The sequence below is a fragment of the Vibrio parahaemolyticus genome (genome assembly GCF_900460535.1).
Lineage (GTDB): Bacteria > Pseudomonadota > Gammaproteobacteria > Enterobacterales > Vibrionaceae > Vibrio > Vibrio parahaemolyticus.
Genome location: NZ_UHIL01000002.1, coordinates 1,090,007 through 1,109,721, shown reverse-complemented (window position 1 = coordinate 1,109,721; position 19,715 = coordinate 1,090,007). Strand labels below are relative to the sequence as shown.

The window sequence follows — 19,715 nt, the reverse complement described above, 5'->3', positions numbered from 1 at the left end:
ATGATCAATTTAGCTGAATTCGCGATTCGCCAACGTAAGTTCGTTCTGTTCTTTATCGTATTGAGCGTGATCGCTGGCATCTATTCTTACTTCGACTTAGGCAAGTTGGAAGACCCGAGCTTTACAGTAAAAACTGCGGTAGTCGTGACCCTTTATCCGGGTGCGTCTGCCGAAGAAGTCGAGCACCAAGTCACCGATACCGTGGAAACCAAATTGCAGGAAATGGCGGAGTTGGATCGCTTGCGCTCATTGTCTCGCCCAGGTTTGTCTATGGTCTTTGTTGACCTCAAAGAGAGCCTTAATTCCAAAGCACTTCCGCAGGAATGGGACTTATTGAGACGCAAAGTGGACGATGTAAAACTGCAGCTGCCTTCCAGCGCGCAGATCAGCGTAGTACAAGACGAGTTCTCTGAAGTCTACGGCATGCTTTTCTCTATCCACAGCACAGATGCTGCGCCAGAAGAGTTGCGTCGCTACGCCGAAGAGCTGCAACGCCAAATCAAAGCCGTCGACGGCATCAAAAAGATCGAGCTACACGGCATTCAACCTCGCGTTGTACATATCGATATGCCAGACGAGCGCTTGGCTCAATATGGTTTGTCGATCGCACAAGTTTGGAACCAACTGAGCACACAAAACAGCACGTTCGAAGCGGGAAAATTCGATGCAGGTACAGAGCGTATTCGTATTGCGCAAACCAGTGAGTTTCAGTCTCTAGAAGACATTCGCAATTTAATCATCAATGGTGGCACCGGCGAGTTTGGCTCGGGGTTGATTCGTCTTGGTGACATCGCCGACATCACCATGGGTTATCAAACACCAGCATTGGCAGAAAACCGCTACAACGGAGAGCCCGCTGTGACTTTGGCGGTGAGCCCAGTTCAAGGCATTAACGTGGTGTCACTTGGCGATACGATTCAAGACATCGTCGCTAACTACCAAGCATCACTGCCGCTGGGTGTCGACATCTCGACCGTTGCTTATCAACCTGAAGAAGTACAAAAGTCTATCGACGACTTTGTTGGCAACCTGCTTGAAAGTGTCGCGATTGTTTTTGTGGTGTTGTTGGTCTTCATGGGCTTTAAAAGTGCAACCATCGTTGGCGCAAGCTTGCTCCTGACGATTTTGCTCACGCTTGTATACATGAACATCGCCAGCATCGATTTGCACCGTGTCTCGCTAGGTACGTTTATCCTCGCACTGGGCATGTTGGTGGATAACGCCATTGTGATCACAGATATGATGATCGCCAAGCTCAACAAAGGTATCGAGCGAACTCGCGCCGCGATTGATTCCGTCAAAGAAACCGCTGTGCCACTTTTAGGCGCAACTGTCATCGCGATTATGGGCGCAAGCCCAGTGTTGTTCTCCAAAACCGACTCCGCCGAGTTTGCGAGCTCTGTGTTCTACATTGTGGCGTCATCACTGTTGCTTTCATGGATCGTCGCGATGACGTTTACGGTATTAATGGCGTGGATGTTCATCAAGCCAAAAGCTAACAACGAAGAGACTAAACCGAGCCGTTATAAACAGTTGGTATTCTGGACGGTGGACAACCCGCGTAAAGCATTAGCCGCTTTGGTTCCGTTGATTTTAGTCACCGCCGTGGCAATCCCGTATGTGGCCGTGAACTTTATTCCTCAGTCGGATCGCTCAATTGTGTTTCTCGATTACTGGCTACCCAATGGTGCCAAGATTGAACAAACCTCGGCAGACATGCGCAAAGTTGAAGAATGGTTGGTCGCACAACCAGAAGTGGAAAGTATCTCTAGCTATGTCGGCACCAGTGCACCTCGCTTCTCGGTAACGGTAGAGCCTGAGCCGCTCGACCCTGCCTACGGTCAGATTCTGATCAACACCAAAGACTACGAGAGCATCAGTCACTTGGTAACGCGTGGAGACGATTGGCTGAAAGAGGCGTTTCCGGATGCCGAACCTCGCTTCCGAGCGCTTAAGCTGGCAACCAAAGATAAGTTCGCGGTTGAGGTGCGTTTTTCTGGTCCGGATGAAACCGTACTACATCAACTAGCGGCAGAAGCGAAAGCGATTTTTGCTTCAAACCCAGATGCAAAATACATTCGCGATGATTGGCGCCAAGAAAGCAAAGTGCTCAAGCCGATTCTAAACCAAGACAAAATGCGTCAAGCAGGCATTACCCGCGCCGATGTCGCTTTCGCGCTAAAACGTGCATCAGACGGCATGCCGCTTGGACAAATGAACCTGAATGATGAGTTGATTTCAATTCAGTTACGTGGCACATCGCAAAACATGGCGTCACTAGAAACGCTACCTGTGCGCTCGCTACTTGGCTTTAACAGCGTTCCGCTTGGTCAAGTGGTGGATGGATTCGAACTGGTTACCGAAGAGAGCATGATTTGGCGACGCGACCGCGTGAAAACCATCACGGTTCAAGCGGGTGTGAGTCGAGACTCCACGCCAGCGAATGTAAGAAATGCCATTAAAGATCAGGTTGAAGCTATCCAACTTCCGGCGGGTTACAGCATGAAATGGGGCGGCGAATATTACGATGAAGACAAAGCGGTCACCGACATCATGAAGCAGCAACCAAAAGCAATGCTGATCATGGTGATCATTTTAGTCGCGATGTTCAACGGCTTTAAGCAGCCAATCATCATCCTCGCAACGCTACCACTGGCAGCATCAGGGGCTGTGTTTGCTCTGCTTGGATTCGATAAACCATTTGGCTTTATGGCGCTGATCGGAGCCATCACGCTGACCGGGATGATCATCAAAAATGGCATCGTACTAATGGATCAAATTGAGCTCGAACGCGCAAATGGCAAGAGCTTGTCTGACGCGATCAAAGAAGCCACGGTCAACCGTACTATGGCCATTTCTATGGGTGCGTTAACGACTGCGCTCGGCATGATCCCGCTGCTGTCAGATCTGCTGTTTGACCAAATGGCGGCAACCATCATCGGAGGCTTGGCGGCCGCAACCATATTGTCACTGTTTGTCATGCCTGCGCTGTATCGCCTTGCTTATAAAGAAAAAGCACCATCCACACAAACCAACGCTGAGCTAGAGGAGGCGTCATCGTGAAAAAATTCATTCTAACGCCTGTCGTTCTAGCCCTAAGTTTAGCAGGTTGTGCAGTGGGCCCCGACTACCAAGCACCGACCACCAGCATGGCAGAAACCTACTTGAACGCCGAAAATTCAGGGTTGAGTACCGATTCACAACACGTTGAGTTTTGGTGGACTAAGTTTCACGATCCGGTGTTGAATCAAATGGTTGAAGACATGCAGAGCCAAAACATTCCGCTGAAAGTGGCGGCCGAGCGGGTGAAAATAGCCAACAACTATAAAACCATGGTGGAGTCATTCAAGGTGCCGACAATTAGTCTCGGTGCGGGTTACATGAACTATCAGTTCAGTAAAAATGACTCTTCACTCGGTCCGATATTGAATCCACTCAGTGATTCCGTGTCGGGTCTGCCACCTCAAATTGGTAACGTCACCCTAATGGATAATCAGCACGATGGCGTATTTGCAGGCGCGAGTATCGCTTGGGAGGCTGATCTGTTTGGGCGCATTGACCGCCAAGCAAACGCGGCGCAAATTCGTCTCGAACAAGCTCAGATTTATCAAAGCGGCTTGAACACGGTGATCACGGCGGATTTGATTCACAACTACTTGCAATACCAAGGCGCAAGCGAGCGCCTTGAGTTGGCAAAGTCGAACTTAGAAGATCAACGACGCACACTCGACCTCGTCGGAAAAGTCGTGCGCAGCGGCTACAGTTCTGATCTCGATTTAGCCCAAGCGAAGGCCACACTTGCGGCGATGGAATCGCTCGTTCCGCAGTTAGAAATTGCACAACAAGCGCACAAACATCGTTTAGCAATATTGCTTGGTGAGCCGCTAACGCAAGTCGAAATCCGTCTGTCTAAGCAACATAGTGTACCTGTCATGCAAGACATGGTGCCGGTCGGTTTACCTTCTGATCTGTTGAAACGTCGTACCGATATTCGCTTAGCCGAGCGCGAAATGGCCGCGCTCAATGAAGAGTTAGCAGCAAGCGTTGCTGATCAATATCCGAAGTTCTTTTTGACGGGCGCTCCGGGGTTGTCTGCGTCAAGCTTTGACGATCTTTTCAGTAGCGATTCTTTCGGTTGGATGGGCGCGGCAGGCGTAAGCTGGAACTTGTTCGATGGGGGGCGTGGCGAGGCAATTGAAGCCATCAACCAAGCGCGTTTTGATTCGGCGACATTGTCTTATCAACATACGGTAGAGGCGGCTTTGGCAGAAACCGAATCCACGCTGTTTACTTATGGCCGCAGCCAAGAAAATCAGCGCCGAATCGATGAGGCATTGAAAGCCACCAATAACGCCGTCAACAAAGCCAAGTCACTGTACCGAGCAGGCTTGATTGATCACTTATCGGTTTTAGATGCGCAACGTCAGCAACGCATGATGCAAGATCAGCAAGTCGCGGCAAAGTTGCAAACCGCACAAGCTACGATTGCGCTCTACAAATCACTTGGTGGTGATTGGACGCTACAACCAGAAGCACAACCCGAAACGAATGCCAAAGGTTAGGTTTCTTACAAGCCTCACACCTTTGCATCATAACGGATGCCGTTAAATCGGTTAAAAAGAGGCCACTTAGATGGCCTCTTAGTTTGTGAGGCAAATATTTCTACCACCTATACCCTCTCTCGGTTGTATAATGTCGGCTCTGAAATATTTTGTTACGTTACTTCGGTAACCCCTGAGATTACAACATGAACAACAGCAGATGGGTCGGCTTGCTCGGCGGCACGATCGTTTTACTTTGCACATTTCTCCTATTCGGATCTTCCGTTCATGCTGATTGGTACATGATGCCTGCAGAAGCAGTGAACGGCATCGCATTTACACTGGCTTTCGGGCTAGGGCTGAATAGCATTTTTGCCTACGTCACAGCATTCATTACGCTCGCTGCGTTATTCTACATTGGCTACGTTGTTGGCTACCGCGTTCATCAAAAGCTTAGGTAAAAACCTTAACTTTAAGACCATTTATCTCAACCTACCTAACACTTAAGTTTTAGCTTTTATTCAATAAATTGGCTTTTAACCTACTTTTTATGCGGACATATTGAGATCGGAGCATTTTCCCGAAAACCGTATAGTTTTATGCCATGCTGCCTCATAGAATAGTTTATAAAAACGGCAGTAGGTATCGAGCAACTTTATGAAATGCAGTGTCGCATGCAGACGAGAACAACGCCCGAGAAAGCATATGCGCCCAGCATTTCCCAACCTAAACGGCGCACTTTCTGTGTTTCTCCCGTCCTCCATTCACACTCAGTCCATACAGACTTCTCTCCCTGACTGCCCATTATTTGCTGTTCCTAAGAGACATAACGATGGACAGAACGCAGTTCACCAAAATTTTTACGCGCTACTACATGCGCTCTACAAGTTTGGGGATTATTTTTACCCTATTCGCTTGTGCAATCAGAGGGGTTAATCTTGTTGTATACCTTCCTTACGTGTTATCCGCGAGCACTTGTTTTACTTACCTTTGGGCAAGTCGAACTTTCACGCTCGAGCAAAAACATCAATCTGTCGTCATTGCCCTAATCCTCGGTTACACCCTCACTTTTTACCTGTACTTTTTCTTAGGCGGACATTTTCTTTTTTCGTCGTTGGTGACGATCAACCTACTTTTGACCATGGTTGAGTTCGGTGTTTTTTGGTCGTTCTTTACCTATGCCTTATCAATGACTTTTTGCTTTTACATTGATTTGATAACGGCTGGGAATGACCCTTTTAAACTCCACGCTTTAAAAGAATTTTTCATTCAAAGTACGTTTTTATTTTTGTTCAACCTGTTTATTTACAAAGGGCTACGCTCTATCGAGTGTTATTGGCATGGCATTTGGCAAACACAATATGAACAGGTGGAAAAGCTTGAACGATTGCTCGAAATCGACGAGCTCACTGGGTGCTATTCCCGCTTTAAAGGTAATCAACTGATCGAACAACAGATTCAACGTGCCCAACCGTTTACTCTGTTGTACATCGATCTTGATGGCTTTAAAGCCGTGAATGATGAATTTGGTCACGACGCCGGAGATAAGGTGTTGCAGATCACCGCCCAACGTATTTTGCATCTGTTAGACGACGGCCAGTTCGCGACACGCATCGGAGGCGATGAGTTTATTCTGTGCCTGCCAAACATCGAAGACACCAAGGAGTTAGAACAGTTTCAGTCTTTGCTGCATCACGCATGCAGTGCACCCATTTTTATCCATTTTCAAAACGTTCACATCGGTTTAAGTGTTGGTATGGCTCGCTTTCCTCATGAAGGAAGCTGTAGCGATTCCTTAATTCAACATGCTGACCAAATGATGTACCTCACTAAAAGATCAAGAACATAAAGTTTTGGCTCGGTCCGAGCCGCTGAGAAGCACTCAAAAATATAATAATTTCAGGACGTAGATATATGGTTAGTAAGTTAGAATTTTCGCATGCAGTGGCTGCTATTCGAAAGGAAAGGGGGTTAACTCAAGGCCAATTAGCGGATGAGCTAGCCCGAAGTTACAGCGCTTTTGAAAGCTTAAATCAACCCACACTAAGCCAGTGGGAAAGCGGTAAAGTAACGCCCAGTTTGCTCAAGCGGCTTGCTTTCGCTCACTACATCGGCAAGCAGTATCAATACACCTCCAGCGAATACAAACGGGTCAAAGCTTCACAAAGCAAAAGCATCTATTTGAGCTTTAAAGACATTGTTTACGAATACCGTGTAACCGATGTGAAAAATTGCGCCCTTAGCCAAATCAGTTTGACGGAGTATGAGCAAATTAACGCCGTGCACAAACAACTGATCACGCCCGGCGGAATAGAAGACACGCTCAATCAATTCAATGAATCCCCCAGCAAGGCCCGCCTCTACTACTGTGAAGGCATGTTGGTTGGCCATTTGATTTATCAAGAGCTGAGGTCTGAATTTAGGATTCTCAGCTTTTGGCATTTAGGGCGCTCGATACTGAAGTACTTAGTCACCGACATTCTCCAAGTCATGGGAAATACGATCATCCATTTCCCGGTTCATGAGCCCGTGATTAAACAACTTCTCTTCGACATTTTTATTCGGGACTTCTATCAACATCGGCGAGTTACGTTCTTTAGAGCCCCCGCCACACAAATCTTCGGAAACCCCATGGTGAAATATTGCTTTGATGGGCTGTTAGACCTAGTGCTCTATCGCTTTCATCAAGTAGGAAATGAGTTTATGCAGTCTCGACAGGAGGTTCATTGATGATGAATACCAACACAACCAACAACACCGTCTTATTGTTCACCTTCAACAACATTCAAGGTCGCGGCTTGCAAACCGCTATTGAACAGAACCTAGAAAAACCCGTACTTTTAACCCGAGGCGCTGACGTCAATTTCCCTAGCACCCGCGATGAACACTATGTAGCGATAGTCGATAGCTCTCTCCCTGAATTGCCAGAGGTCAAACAAACACTCAGTAAGTTAGAGCACGTAGATGCGACTGTATTGGTCAACGCAGAACCGAATCTGAGGGTCGAGAGCTTACTCACTTGGTCAAACTTGAAAGGTTTGTTCTATTTTGAGGATGATTTCGACAAGGTAATGATGGGGCTAAAAGGCATTTTGAACGGAGAGAATTGGCTCTCTCGCGATATTCTCAATCAACTGATTGGCCACCTATTGAGCATAAACAATACCGTCGGTGAGCTAGAAACGAAACTCGAAATGGAACTGACCCGTCGTGAGATGCAAGTGCTCTCTGCACTGTGTCAGGGTGGCTCAAACCTTGATATTGCCGATTCGCTCTTTGTCAGTGAGCACACGGTGAAATCGCACCTCTATAGTATTTTCCGTAAGCTCGAAGTCAAAAACCGCATGCAGGCCATTACGTGGGCAAAACGTAATTTGCTCTAGTGTGAAACAACAAAGGGAGCATGGAAGCCCCCTTTCAACGTTGAGTTTGTGTTTACTGCATCAAATGGTAAACCCGTAATGATGCCGACATTGCGGCCAGATCGTCTCCCAAAAACTCAATCGTTACAGGCTGGTTCACCAGAAGAGTGAGGCTGGAATCACTGAAACGACCTTGGGTATCACACTCCACATGTACAAAGAAAGCAGGCTTATCCGCAACCAATGTAATTTGGCGCCCCTCAATCGAGACATCAATATTGGCTTTCGCCATCGGCAACGTTTTCAGCTCATGAGTGCAAAACCATGTGTTGCTTATTCTGTCTTCACCGATTTGCGCTTCAACATAGAAGAAGCCTGACGTAAGTTCATCCTTCTCAAACGATTCATCCAATTGCCACAAAATCGTATTACTGTCTGCTATGACCGTTTGTTCTAAGCTCCAACATTGCTTTTCTTCCCCTTGCCAATCTACCCACTTGAGCTGTGCATTGACGCTTGCGGGCTCTTTGGCATCATTGAGCAAATGCAGGCTCAACTTGCCTGTATGCTCAGAAAACACCAAATACTGCGGCGCAAAAAATCGCTTCGCATGGTAGTGCAACTGCTTCCAACGGCCACTGTACTCCAAGCTTGACCAAGAACTGACGGGCCAGTTGTCGTTGAGCTGCCAATACAGCATCCCGCGACAAATTGGAGAAATCGCGCGCCAGTGATCACACGCGGTTTTGATGGCGATCGCTTGTTGCACCTGGCTCAAATACAACATCTGCTCAAAGCCCGATGGAAAACGGAAGTAACGAGTAAACATCTCAGTGATGATGCTGTTTCCACGAGGATTCTTTTGGTGTTGCTCGAACGTTGGTGAAGTGATGTTCCAGTCTCGCTCGGGTACAAACTGCTTCACCTCCGAGAAAGACGGCCAAGATTGGAAGCCAAATTCAGAGCAAAAACGAGGATTAATGTTTAGATACGCGCTAAATGATTTACCCGAATGCCATACATCCCAAAAGTGCATGTCGCCTTTGCTATCATCGTGCCATGCGTCACCAAAATCCAACTCGCCATTGCAGGGAGAGCTCGGCCAAAAGCGGCGCGAATCATCTTGCTGAGTAATCACTTGTTCAATCATGCGATTGAGGCGGTCATAATTGACGGTGTATTTTACTTTGTTGTGCTTAGATTCGTCATACCAACCAATGGCACCAATCACTTCGTTATCGCCACACCAAAGTGCAATGGAAGGATGCGCTTTAAGGCGCGGAATTTGGAATCGAAGTTCGTCTTCTACGTCTTTTAAAAACTCGTCGTCTGATGGGTACAATGAGCAGGCGAACATCATGTCTTGCCACACCAACAAGCCGAGTTCATCACAAAGGTTATAAAAGGTTTCACTCTCGTACTGACCGCCGCCCCACACTCGAATCATGTTCATGTTGGCATCAACCGCACTTTGCAATAGGTCTCGATAACGGTGTTCACATTCTCGACCCGGCATCGCATCGACAGGAATCCAGTTCGCACCTTTGGCATTAATAGGCGTGCCATTGACGATAAATTCCATCGCAGAGCCATGTTCATCTGCCTGACTATTTAAGCTCAACTGACGAAGTCCAATCTTGCGCGACAGCGTTTGCTCACCACAACCAACAGAAATGGTGTACAGATGCGCATCGCCGTAACCTGCTGGCCACCAGAGTTGCGGCTTTTGAACATGGAACTGACAGTGATAGTGACCACTTCCTTCGGTTTGAATGAATTGAACTTCGCCATCAAATTCCACGGTAACATGATGGCTTTGGTTGTCGGTTTGCACTTCCACCAGCGCGTCTAAAATCACACTGCCATCGGCTTGCCATTGTTGCTCGGTTGAGACATTTTTTAACCAAATGTCAGTCACTACATCGATTTGGATTGGGTCGTAAATTCCCGATACCATCAAACAAATGCCCCAATCCCATCCGGAATGGCATTGTGTTTTGCGGATCAAATTCATGTGTGGAATTTGGTTGTTGCCCATAGCCGATGGAATCGGAAATGGCAGTTTTTTTGCTCTTGCGATACCTTCTAAATCCACCCGAGCAAACTCAACCCGAATTGTGTTAGTACCTTGTTTTAAATACGGTTTAATATCCACACGTTGCTGGGCAAACATATTGCTGCTAGTTAGTACTCGCTCACCATTGATAAAGAACTGAGCCAAAGTGTCAACGCGAGTCAGCGTCATCCAAATATGAGAAGCGCACAGCGTGGAGTCGCCCACTTCAAACTGTCGTTCAATATGCCAATCACACGCTTCGATCCAGCGGACTTTGGCTTCGTTATCAGCAAAATAAGGATTGGGGATGAGCTCTGCTTGCAATAATGCCGAGACATTATCGCCGGGCAAATTCATAGGAATATCGATATCTGGACGCTGTGGTGAGGTAAGTTGCCACGTCCCGTTGAGTTCAATTTGAGCCATAGGGTAAGACCTTTAATTTTTATTAGAACAGGTTGGCTCAATGTAATTCTGATGAGTCCCTACAAGAATAAGGGGAATGTCATTTACAAACGAAATGCGGCGCACTTCACGCTAAAATTTCAGTCAAAATCTCTGCAAAAAAATCAGAGGCTTGGCTAAAGTGTTAAAAATTAATCTAAATCTACGGTTATATTCGCTATCTCGACATGTTACCATCAGCGGCTTTTTGAACATCCTCACACTTTTCATCGACTTGATGTGAGGGGAAATGCACGGCTTCCGAGCCCTAAAAAGCGAAGTAATTATGTCAAATATGACGAATGCCGCCCCCCATACTCCTATTCAGGAAGCAGACTATTCTGCCATTCATCCCCCTTCCCTACTGAAACGCCTCGAACTCACCAATCCAGTATTCTGGTTGAGTGGTAGCTTCCTCAGTTTGTTCGTTCTGCTTGCATTGACGAACACCGAATCTCTAACCGCAATGGTTAACGCAGGCTTTGGGTTTGCGACAAAATATTTCGGAGCTTACTGGCAAGTATTGCTTCTTCTCAATTTCCTTATCGGTTTGGCTCTCGCGTTTGGTCGTACAGGGTATGTACGTTTGGGCGGCTTAGCGAAACCAGACATCGACACATTTAAATGGCTGTCGATTGTACTGTGCACCCTACTCGCTGGTGGTGGTGTTTTTTGGGCTGCTGCCGAGCCAATTGCTCACTTTGTTACAGCGCCACCTTTGTATGGTGAAGCTTCACCAAAAACTTCTGCAATCAATGCGTTATCTCAGTCGTTTATGCACTGGGGATTTTTGGCTTGGGCGATTCTCGGTTGCCTTTCATCCATCGTCTTGATGCACCTGCACTACGACAAAGGCTTGCCACTTAAACCACGCACGTTGCTTTACCCAATCTTTGGCGACAAAGCGATTCATGGCTGGATTGGTAACCTGGCGGATGCGTGCAGCATCATCGCCGTTGCCGCTGGTACTATCGGCCCTATTGGCTTTCTTGGTTTGCAAATCAGCTACGCGCTGAACTCATTATTTGGTTTCCCAGATAACTTCATTACCCAAAGCATGGTGATTGTCGCTGCCATCGTGATGTACACGCTTTCGGCGCTAAGTGGCGTAAGCAAAGGCATCCAACTTGTGAGCCGTTACAACATCATCCTGTCGGTACTGCTGATCGGTTACATCCTGTTCTTTGGCCCAACGAGCTTTATTATTGATGGCTATGTGCAAGGCGTAGGCCGCATGGTGGATAACTTCTTCCCGATGGCGCTTTATCGCGGTGACACTGGCTGGTTAAGCTGGTGGACGGTGTTCTTCTGGGGTTGGTTTATTGGTTACGGGCCAATGATGGCAATCTTCATCGCACGTATTTCGCGTGGCCGTACAATTCGCCAATTGATTTTGTCCATCAGTATTGCTGCGCCGCTGATCACCTGTTTTTGGTTCAGCATTGTGGGCGGTAGCGGTTTAGCATTCGAGCTCGCGAATCCGGGATTGATCTCTTCAGCGTTTGAAGGATTCAACCTTCCAGCCGTATTGCTTGCAATCACTGGTGAACTGCCATTTCCGATGATCATTTCGGTGCTGTTCTTGATTTTGACCACCACCTTCATCGTTACGACGGGTGACTCGATGACCTACACCATCAGTGTGGTAATGACGGGTTCTGCAGAGCCAAACGCCGTGATTCGCTCGTTTTGGGGATTGATGATGGGCGTTGTGGCTATCGCGCTGATTTCTATGGGTTCTGGCGGCATCACTGCGCTGCAATCCTTCATTGTGATTACCGCAGTTCCTGTATCTTTCATTTTGCTACCTAGTATTTTGAAAGCACCGGGCATTGCCAATCAAATGGCGAAGGATCAAGGTTTGGTTTAAGTCTGGTTTAGATATCCAACCCCATAAAATGCAAAGAGCCCTTAATTGGGCTCTTTTTAATTCTGCTGTTTATCCCACGCTGTCTATGCGAATCATCACCGCGTCAGGTCGCCAGTATTCCAACTCGCAATCCATTAGCTCTCCATCTTGCTTGTAGTTCACGCGACAAATTTTCAGTACAGGTTGTCCTTCAGCCAGATTCAATGCTTTCGCCACATGTGCTGGTGCTGACGTTGGAATGACATCGAATCGAGAACGCATTGTTTCGTAGCCATATTTCTCACGGTAAATGCCCGTCAGCGACATAGTCAGATTCTCTGCCAAAATACCATCAAACAAACTCGCTTTTAGAACGTTTTCAACAAACAGCACGGCTCGTCCATCAATACAACGCAAACGCTCAATGATGTGGATTGGCGTCATCTGCTCGACATCAAGCGCTTTTGCGTAATCCCCTGCCGCCATTTCACTGCGCACGCTGATCAGTTTGGTGGCTGCAATCCGATGCTGCTCACGAATCATTTGATGAAAGTGAGAACGCGACAACGGGTTGTAGCAGATTCGCTCAGGAGACACGTACCAACCACGGCGCTCTTCTCGATAAATCAGCCCTTCAGTTTCCAACGAGACTAACGCATCTTTAATCGTGATTCGGGTGGTAGAAAACAGCTCACTTAACTCTCTTTCTGAAGGCAGTTTTTGCCCTTGAGAAACCACGCCAGTGTGAATTTGCTGTCTCAAACTGGTTTTAATTTTTCCTAACTGCGTCCCTAACTGGCCTGCACCTGTTGTTTTCATTCTGACCTAGTCCAATAGATATTTTCTCAACAAGATAAGAGGCTTAAGTAACAGAAATATGACAAGTCAGCCTGCTCACTTCTTCATCAAATGAAATACAAACGCCACAGAAGTGAATCATAACTGTCAAATTATCTGCACCAAACCGTCACATTCCACCCATAGGATAAAAAGCGAACTTACTGACCTAGTCCAGAAGGATAGAGACAATGAAAACTTTGCTTAGCCGTTCCACTGCCGTGCCTGCCAAACTGCTTGCAGCCACCGCAATTACAGCAACATTATCGGCGCCTGCTTTTTCAGCGGATGCCAATGTAGAATCCCTAGTAAAAGCCGCTCAAAAAGAAGGCTCGATTTACAGTGTGGGCATGCCAGACAGTTGGGCAAACTGGAAAGACACGTGGGCTGATTTGCAATCAAACTACGGTTTGAAACATCAAGACACTGACATGAGCTCTGCACAAGAAATCGCGAAATTCGAAGCAGAGAAGAAAAATGCGACCGCAGATATCGGTGACGTCGGTTTTGCATTTGCGCGAGTTGCCGTGAAAAAAGGCGTAACTCAACCGTATAAACCGACCACTTGGAATGACATTCCCGATTGGGCGAAAGATAAAGATGGCCACTGGGCGCTGGCATACACTGGCACTATCTCTTTTATCTCAAACAACAACCTAGTCAAAGACGCACCAAAAACTTGGGGTGACTTACTCAAAGGTGACTACAAAGTGACGGTTGGAGACGTAGGCGTTGCGGCGCAAGCGAACAACGCGGTTTTGGCAGCCGCTTTTGCCAACGGTGGTGACGAATCGAACCTTAAACCCGCAATCAAGTTCTTCGCTGAACTGGCGAAACAAGGTCGCTTGTCATTTACCGATCCGAACATCGCCAACTTAGAAAAAGGCGAAGTTGAAGTGGCGATCATGTGGGACTTCAACGCGCTGAACTACCGCGACAAGATTGACCGCAAGCGCTTTACTGTCACGATTCCACAAGATGGTTCCGTGATTTCTGGTTACACAACCATCATCAACAAATACGCGAAAAATCCAAACGCAGCCAAATTGGCTCGTGAGTACATCTTTAGTGACCAAGGCCAAATCAACCTAGCAGAAGGTTACGCACGTCCAATTCGCACCAGTATTACTCTGCCAAAATCTGTGCAAAACAAGCTGATTGCAAATGACCAGTACAGCAACGTTCACCCAGTGACCGACTTCTCTGCATGGGAAAAATCAGCACGTAAGCTGCCACGTCAATGGCAAGAAAGTGTATTGATTCACCAGCAGTAACCTCCCTCCAAGAAGTATTGAGAATTTATCATGAGCAATAAGGTTATCCTTGTTGTTCTAGATGGACTGAACTATCAGGTAGCCCGCAATTGCATGGGCTACCTAAACGGTCTACTAGAACATGGTCATTCACGACCAGAAATGCGCGCCACGCTTTACCCCGTGCAATGTGAACTCCCTTCAATGTCGCGTCCACTGTATGAGTGCATTTTAACTGGGGTTCGCCCCGTAGAAAGCGGCATTGTGAACAACAATATCGTTCGTCTGTCGAATCATGATTCCATCTTTAGTTTGGCAAAATCGCAAGGCAAAGTGACGGCGGCGGCGGCTTACCACTGGGTGAGCGAGCTCTATAACCGCGCCCCATTTGAGCCGATTCGCGATCGTTTTACGAACGATGAAACAATGAATATTCAGCACGGCTGTTTCTATCATTGGGATCATTATCCTGATGAAGCGCTTTTCATAGACGCGGAATATTTGCGTCGCACTCACCAGCCTGATTTTTTGCTAATCCACCCAATGAACATTGATGACATGGGTCACAAGCACGGGTTGGATTCTCGCCAATACCGCAACTCAGCACGTGGTGCAGACATCATTCTCTCCAATTACATCGTGCAATGGTTGGCCGATGGCTATCAGATCATCGTCACCAGTGACCATGGCATGAACAACGATCTTTCTCACGGCGGTATTCTCCCTGAAGAGCGTGAAGTTCCGATGTTTGTGATTGGCGACAAGTTCACACATCAAGAGTGTCACGTTAAGCAAACCGAGATTTGTGGCACGGTTTGTCAGTTGTTAAACCTTGACCACAATAAACCTTACACGCAAGCGTTGTTAGCACTATGAGCAGTTCTGTTTTATCACCAAGCGCGAGCCGCGCGGCGAAACCAACGACAAGCGTTTGGCTCAAGCGCATCAAACCCGCAATCTGGCTGGTTCCCTTTGCGCTTTTTTTCTACCTATTTCAACTCGCGCCCATGATTTGGGTGCTGTTTAACAGCTTTATCTACGATGGAGAGTTCGCTCTCGATAACTACATCGAAGTACTCGATTCTGCGTTCATGCTGCAAGCATTCGGAAACAGTTTATGGCTGTCCGTTTGGTCGAGCATTTTCGGGCTCGCCATTGCGACGCTGTTGGTTTCTTCCTTACGCCGAGTAAACAGTAAGCTAAGAGACGCCGTGATTGCCTTCACCAACATGAGCAGCAACTTTGCAGGCGTACCTCTGTCGTTTGCCTTCATCATCATCTTAGGCACAAACGGCGCGATTACGTTGTTGCTCAAGCAATATGGTTTGCTCGGTGATTTTGACTTGTACGGCAAATGGGGCTTGCTGGCGATTTACATCTACTTCCAAATCCCACTGGCGGTTTTACTGCTTTATCCCGCTTTTGATGCGCTGAGCGATGATTGGCAAGCGGCGGCTGCACTGTTGGGGGCAAGAACTGCGCAATATTGGGCGAAAGTGGCTTTGCCTGTGCTTTCTCCTGCTCTATTTGGCACTTTCATTATTTTGATCGCCAATGCGATCGGCGCGTATGCCAGCGTCTATGCGCTCACTTCTGGTAACTACAACGTCATTACCATTCGTATTGCCAGTTTGGTCTCTGGTGATTTGTTCCTAGAGCCAAATTTAGCGGCCGCCATCTCGGTCATCTTAATGGCGCTGTTGGCGTTTATTACGGTGATTAACCAGTGGCTGATTGCCAAAAGTTACGCAGCTAAGAAAAGCAGGAAGTAAACCATGCAAGACGTAAATTCTCGATTCCATAAAAGCGTCGTTTACACCATCGTCGGAATCATGCTGATCCCGATTCTAGCGACGTTCATTTACTCGATTTCTTCTCGCTGGGGCGCAACGATTCTACCTGATGGTTTCACTTTTGACTGGTACATTAAACTGCTTACGGATCCTCGCTTCTTACAGGCGTTTGGTCGCTCGCTCTTTATTGGCCTTTCAGCACTAGCACTGAGTGTTGTTCTCGTACTGCCTGCGATTTTCGTGGTGTTTTACTACTTTCCGAAACTCGACAAGCTGATGAATATCCTGATTTTGCTGCCATTTGCAGTACCACCAGTGGTTTCGTCTGTCGGCCTTCTTCAACTCTATGCTGACAGCGAAATTTCCCTCATCGGTACACCCTGGATTTTAGTGGGTACTTACTTCACCATCGCATTGCCATTTATGTATCGCGCCATTTCCAACAGCTTTGAAGCCATCAATTTACATGATTTGACGGACGCAGCGCACTTGCTTGGCGCAAGTACGACCAAAGCTTTTTTGTTGATCATTTTGCCCAATTTAAAGAAAGGTTTAATGGCATCGTTGTTCCTCTCCTTCTCATTCTTACTAGGAGAGTTCGTGTTCGCCAATATTTTGGTCGGCACTCGCTACGAAACCCTACAAATCTACTTGTACAACATGCGTCAAACCAGCGGCCACTTCACATCTGCGCTCGTGATGACCTATTTCCTGTTTATTTTCTTACTGACTTGGTTGGCAAGTCGTTTCAGCCGAGGAGTCAAATAATGAGTTACGTAACCGCAAAAAACCTTACCAAACGTTTTGGTGATAATACGGTATTTGAAGACATTCAATTCGCTATCGAACAAGGCGAGTTCATCACGCTTTTAGGGCCTAGTGGCTGTGGTAAATCCACCCTACTTCGCAGTCTTGCGGGTTTAAATCCGGTTGATGGTGGCGACATTTGGGTAAATGGCGAAGAGATCACCCACCAAGTGCCACAAGAAAGGGGCATCGGTATGGTTTTTCAGTCTTACGCGCTGTTTCCAAACATGACGGTTGAGGGCAACATCGCCTTTGGCTTGAAAATGAAGAAACTCGCCTCTGATGAAATTCAACGCGAAGTGACAAAAGTGATAGAGTTAGTTGACTTAAAAGGCAAAGAAAAACACTACCCACACCAACTTTCAGGAGGCCAACGTCAGCGTGTGGCGTTAGCCCGAGCGCTCGTGGTTAAACCTCGTATTCTTTTACTTGATGAGCCGCTTTCGGCACTGGATGCAAAGATCCGTAAGCATCTTCGCCAACAGATCCGAGACATACAAGAAGAGATGAACCTAACTACCATCTTTGTGACTCATGACCAAGAAGAAGCGATGATAATGTCTGATCGCATCTTTTTGATGAACAAAGGGGAAATTGTTCAAGCCGGCACACCAGAAGCGATCTACACTCACCCTGCCAATGAATTTGTGGCTGAGTTTATGGGGCATTACAACTTGGTCGATGCTAACAAAGCCAAACAACTCTTTAATATCGATACCGAATGGAAGGTGGCAATTCGTCCAGAGTCCATCTACGTGAAAGAGCATGGTCGCCAATACGGAAACCATATTTCTGCACCGCAGATGGGAACCATCAAAAACCACCAACTGCTTGGCAATGTAATTCGCTACCAAGTATGCGTCGAAGAGTGCGATCTTACGGTCGATTTGCTCAACCGTTCATCCGAACGATTGCTAGCTAACGGCAGTCAACTAGAGCTATTGTTTAACCTTAACGAAATTCAACCAGTGAGAGCCTAACATGTCCAAACCTTTGTACGTCTTTGATATGGATGAAACTCTAATCAACGCCGACTGTGCGATGATTTGGAACGCATTTTTGGTTGAAAAAGGCATAGCAACGCAACCAAACTTCATCGAGGAAGATCAGCGTTTAATGGCCTTGTACGCAGAAGGCAAAATGGACATGGAGGACTACTTAGAATTCTGTATGGCACCATTGGCTGACATGCCCGTTGCACACGTCCATACGTTGGTAGAAGAGTGTGTAGAGCACCACATCCTGCCTAAGCAGTTTGAGCAATCCAAAACGTTGATAGCACAGTTGGATCGCGATGACATCGATATGGTTATCATCTCTGCGAGCGTGACATTCTTAGTCGAAGCGGTCGGCCATCGATTAGGAATTCCCGTCGCATTAGGAATTGATTTGGTTGAGAAGCACGGCAGCTACAGCGCTGAAATTGCAGGCGTTCCGAGTTATCGAGAAGGCAAAGTTATACGCTTGAAAGCATGGTTAGATGCTCAGCCAGAATCTTATTCAGAAGTTCACTTTTACACCGACTCCATCAATGATTTACCTTTGTGCGAATACGCAGATTACGCATATTTGGTGAATCCTTGCCCACAATTAAAAGCACGCGCAAATAACGCCAATTGGACGGTTTTGTCTTGGGGTTAGTCGCCAACATCTTAAGCGAATCTTAACAAAGTAAAAGAGCGAAATAGGCTGCTCTTTTACTTTCTTGGCTTTAATTTCCATCGCACCTAAGAGCACAACCTACCACTCACACACGCTGCTGCTCTCGCGCTAAAACAAAACACATCATTAACAAATGCAAGGGCTTTATGTCACCTTAATCTGAGATATGAAAGATTGAGAACATACTGAGAGCGAATTTATATAACAAAAACAAATAAGCAAAACTTAATTTATGAGTCAATTGGTTATCAAAAACTGAGTTTATGCACACTGCGCGTACAGTCGAACAACATATTCACAATCCAGACTAACGATAATGAAATCATTGATTGAAGAATTAACATTTTAACAATGATTACAACAATGTTAACTTTAGCTCCGTTGGTCGCGCTGGTGGTAAGCCTTTCACCAAGCCTATTGTCAGTTTTATATGGACGTTCGACCACCTCCAAAATGAATAGACACCCAATTTGGTGCCCTTTTTACGCCCGCAGAGGAAATTCTTTGCGGGCTTTTTTCTTTCTGTCTGGCGGCCATTTATTAGGCGGTAAATACAAAAAGGCCAGCCTGAAAGGCTGGCAAGTAGAGCAACAAGGTCAACGCCTACTGCTAACTAGCGTCGAACTCGTATTGGATACATCATTTTAATTTTATTGATTGTTCACAATCGGAGGTTATGACTTGCTCGCTTCGTCTTTGCGGCACTTCACCTTTACCAGCTGTGCCTGCTCATCTTTGATGTTTTTCACGATTCGAGCATCACGCGCATCAATTGCGTCTATGTTCATTTGCTGAATATCTGCTACAGCTTCATGCTTCATTTCAGAAAAGTCCTGACGTAAATCTGAGCTCCACTCTTCTCTGTCTAAAGTGTTAGCAGCAGCGATTGGCGATGAAGTTACAACAATAAGACCTAGAGTAGATAGAATTACGCTTTTCATAATAAGCTCCTTGAGGATTAGCAGTTCATTTTGGTTACAATTTATATATTGCACATACGATGCCAACTTTTTAGCCCTTTAAATTCAATAACTTAATTAAATGTTCGTTTTTATATTTATATCAGCATGGTAAATTTCGCACCCCAAGTGTTAAATTAACCAAGCAAATC

Annotated in this window: 17 protein-coding genes; 14 read left to right on the top strand and 3 right to left on the bottom strand. The window is 46.6% G+C overall.

What is annotated here, in order from left to right:
• From DYB02_RS22085 to DYB02_RS22060, 6 genes are all read left to right on the top strand, one after another.
• Entirely contained in the window at positions 1 to 3,063 is a 3,063-nt protein-coding gene (locus DYB02_RS22085) for an efflux RND transporter permease subunit (protein WP_029803753.1), read from the top strand.
• Entirely contained in the window at positions 3,060 to 4,562 is a 1,503-nt protein-coding gene (locus tag DYB02_RS22080) for an efflux transporter outer membrane subunit (RefSeq protein ID WP_029861963.1), read from the top strand. Before DYB02_RS22085 ends, DYB02_RS22080 begins: the two co-directional genes overlap by 4 nt.
• Before the next feature lie 185 nt (positions 4,563 to 4,747).
• A complete protein-coding gene (locus DYB02_RS22075; RefSeq protein WP_011106259.1) occupies positions 4,748 to 5,002 on the top strand; it encodes a hypothetical protein in 255 nt (84 codons plus the stop codon).
• A 371-nt stretch (positions 5,003 to 5,373) separates the two neighbouring features.
• Positions 5,374 to 6,390: a GGDEF domain-containing protein gene (locus DYB02_RS22070; RefSeq protein WP_017447948.1), complete on the top strand. Its 1,017-nt coding sequence runs from the start codon at positions 5,374 to 5,376 to the stop codon at positions 6,388 to 6,390.
• Positions 6,391 to 6,455: 65 nt separating this feature from the next.
• Positions 6,456 to 7,271 carry a helix-turn-helix domain-containing protein gene (locus tag DYB02_RS22065; RefSeq protein ID WP_005479824.1) on the top strand — a complete coding sequence of 272 codons (816 nt, stop codon included), beginning with the start codon at positions 6,456 to 6,458 and terminating at the stop codon, positions 7,269 to 7,271.
• Positions 7,271 to 7,924: a LuxR C-terminal-related transcriptional regulator gene (locus DYB02_RS22060; protein WP_029803758.1), complete on the top strand. Its 654-nt coding sequence runs from the start codon at positions 7,271 to 7,273 to the stop codon at positions 7,922 to 7,924. Before DYB02_RS22065 ends, DYB02_RS22060 begins: the two co-directional genes overlap by 1 nt.
• Positions 7,925 to 7,976: 52 nt before the next feature.
• Here the strand turns inward: DYB02_RS22060 and DYB02_RS22055 are convergent, their stop codons facing one another.
• Positions 7,977 to 10,385, bottom strand: coding sequence for a beta-mannosidase (locus tag DYB02_RS22055; RefSeq protein ID WP_029803759.1), 2,409 nt, complete (start codon positions 10,383 to 10,385; stop codon positions 7,977 to 7,979).
• Positions 10,386 to 10,689: 304 nt separating this feature from the next.
• Between DYB02_RS22055 and DYB02_RS22050 the strand changes: the two genes are divergently transcribed.
• On the top strand, positions 10,690 to 12,273 hold the full coding sequence (locus tag DYB02_RS22050; RefSeq protein WP_005483978.1) for a BCCT family transporter: 1,584 nt from the start codon (positions 10,690 to 10,692) through the stop codon (positions 12,271 to 12,273).
• A 69-nt stretch (positions 12,274 to 12,342) separates the two neighbouring features.
• On the opposite strand, the gene DYB02_RS22045 is transcribed toward DYB02_RS22050, so the two are convergent.
• Positions 12,343 to 13,071 carry a UTRA domain-containing protein gene (locus DYB02_RS22045; RefSeq protein WP_029803760.1) on the bottom strand — a complete coding sequence of 243 codons (729 nt, stop codon included), beginning with the start codon at positions 13,069 to 13,071 and terminating at the stop codon, positions 12,343 to 12,345.
• Between the two features lie 209 nt (positions 13,072 to 13,280).
• Here DYB02_RS22045 and DYB02_RS22040 point away from each other — a divergent pair, with 209 nt between their 5' ends.
• From DYB02_RS22040 to DYB02_RS25780, 7 genes are all read left to right on the top strand, one after another.
• Positions 13,281 to 14,363: an ABC transporter substrate-binding protein gene (locus DYB02_RS22040; RefSeq protein ID WP_029803761.1), complete on the top strand. Its 1,083-nt coding sequence runs from the start codon at positions 13,281 to 13,283 to the stop codon at positions 14,361 to 14,363.
• Between the two features lie 30 nt (positions 14,364 to 14,393).
• Complete coding sequence (locus tag DYB02_RS22035; protein WP_020841822.1) at positions 14,394 to 15,218, top strand: alkaline phosphatase family protein; 825 nt, start codon at positions 14,394 to 14,396, stop codon at positions 15,216 to 15,218.
• Positions 15,215 to 16,114: an ABC transporter permease gene (locus tag DYB02_RS22030; protein WP_025525367.1), complete on the top strand. Its 900-nt coding sequence runs from the start codon at positions 15,215 to 15,217 to the stop codon at positions 16,112 to 16,114. Before DYB02_RS22035 ends, DYB02_RS22030 begins: the two co-directional genes overlap by 4 nt.
• Positions 16,115 to 16,117: 3 nt before the next feature.
• Positions 16,118 to 16,903, top strand: a complete 786-nt coding sequence (locus DYB02_RS22025) for an ABC transporter permease (protein ID WP_029803763.1) — start codon at positions 16,118 to 16,120, stop codon at positions 16,901 to 16,903.
• Positions 16,903 to 17,922, top strand: coding sequence for an ABC transporter ATP-binding protein (locus DYB02_RS22020; protein WP_029803765.1), 1,020 nt, complete (start codon positions 16,903 to 16,905; stop codon positions 17,920 to 17,922). The genes DYB02_RS22025 and DYB02_RS22020 overlap by 1 nt, the downstream gene beginning before the upstream one ends.
• 1 nt (position 17,923) lies before the next feature.
• Complete coding sequence (locus tag DYB02_RS22015) at positions 17,924 to 18,583, top strand: HAD family hydrolase (protein ID WP_029803766.1); 660 nt, start codon at positions 17,924 to 17,926, stop codon at positions 18,581 to 18,583.
• Between the two features lie 525 nt (positions 18,584 to 19,108).
• Positions 19,109 to 19,252 (top strand): hypothetical protein, encoded by a 144-nt coding sequence (locus DYB02_RS25780; RefSeq protein ID WP_005464162.1) that lies wholly within the window; start codon positions 19,109 to 19,111, stop codon positions 19,250 to 19,252.
• Between the two features lie 26 nt (positions 19,253 to 19,278).
• Here DYB02_RS25780 and DYB02_RS22005 read toward each other — a convergent pair whose 3' ends face one another.
• Entirely contained in the window at positions 19,279 to 19,545 is a 267-nt protein-coding gene (locus DYB02_RS22005) for a hypothetical protein (protein ID WP_005464185.1), read from the bottom strand.
• Positions 19,546 to 19,715 lie beyond the last annotated feature (170 nt).

Excerpts from the sequence above, each read along its gene's own strand:
- DYB02_RS22085 (WP_029803753.1), top strand. The coding sequence starts at position 1 with ATGATCAATTTAGCTGAATTCGCGATTCGCCAACGTAAGTTCGTTCTG.
- DYB02_RS22075 (WP_011106259.1), top strand. The coding sequence starts at position 4,748 with ATGAACAACAGCAGATGGGTCGGCTTGCTCGGCGGCACGATCGTTTTA.
- DYB02_RS22070 (WP_017447948.1), top strand. The coding sequence starts at position 5,374 with ATGGACAGAACGCAGTTCACCAAAATTTTTACGCGCTACTACATGCGC.
- DYB02_RS22065 (WP_005479824.1), top strand. The coding sequence starts at position 6,456 with ATGGTTAGTAAGTTAGAATTTTCGCATGCAGTGGCTGCTATTCGAAAG.
- DYB02_RS22060 (WP_029803758.1), top strand. The coding sequence starts at position 7,271 with ATGATGAATACCAACACAACCAACAACACCGTCTTATTGTTCACCTTC.
- DYB02_RS22055 (WP_029803759.1), bottom strand. The coding sequence starts at position 10,385 with ATGGCTCAAATTGAACTCAACGGGACGTGGCAACTTACCTCACCACAG.
- DYB02_RS22050 (WP_005483978.1), top strand. The coding sequence starts at position 10,690 with ATGTCAAATATGACGAATGCCGCCCCCCATACTCCTATTCAGGAAGCA.
- DYB02_RS22045 (WP_029803760.1), bottom strand. The coding sequence starts at position 13,071 with ATGAAAACAACAGGTGCAGGCCAGTTAGGGACGCAGTTAGGAAAAATT.
- DYB02_RS22040 (WP_029803761.1), top strand. The coding sequence starts at position 13,281 with ATGAAAACTTTGCTTAGCCGTTCCACTGCCGTGCCTGCCAAACTGCTT.
- DYB02_RS22035 (WP_020841822.1), top strand. The coding sequence starts at position 14,394 with ATGAGCAATAAGGTTATCCTTGTTGTTCTAGATGGACTGAACTATCAG.
- DYB02_RS22030 (WP_025525367.1), top strand. The coding sequence starts at position 15,215 with ATGAGCAGTTCTGTTTTATCACCAAGCGCGAGCCGCGCGGCGAAACCA.
- DYB02_RS22025 (WP_029803763.1), top strand. The coding sequence starts at position 16,118 with ATGCAAGACGTAAATTCTCGATTCCATAAAAGCGTCGTTTACACCATC.
- DYB02_RS22020 (WP_029803765.1), top strand. The coding sequence starts at position 16,903 with ATGAGTTACGTAACCGCAAAAAACCTTACCAAACGTTTTGGTGATAAT.
- DYB02_RS22015 (WP_029803766.1), top strand. The coding sequence starts at position 17,924 with ATGTCCAAACCTTTGTACGTCTTTGATATGGATGAAACTCTAATCAAC.
- DYB02_RS22005 (WP_005464185.1), bottom strand. The coding sequence starts at position 19,545 with ATGAAAAGCGTAATTCTATCTACTCTAGGTCTTATTGTTGTAACTTCA.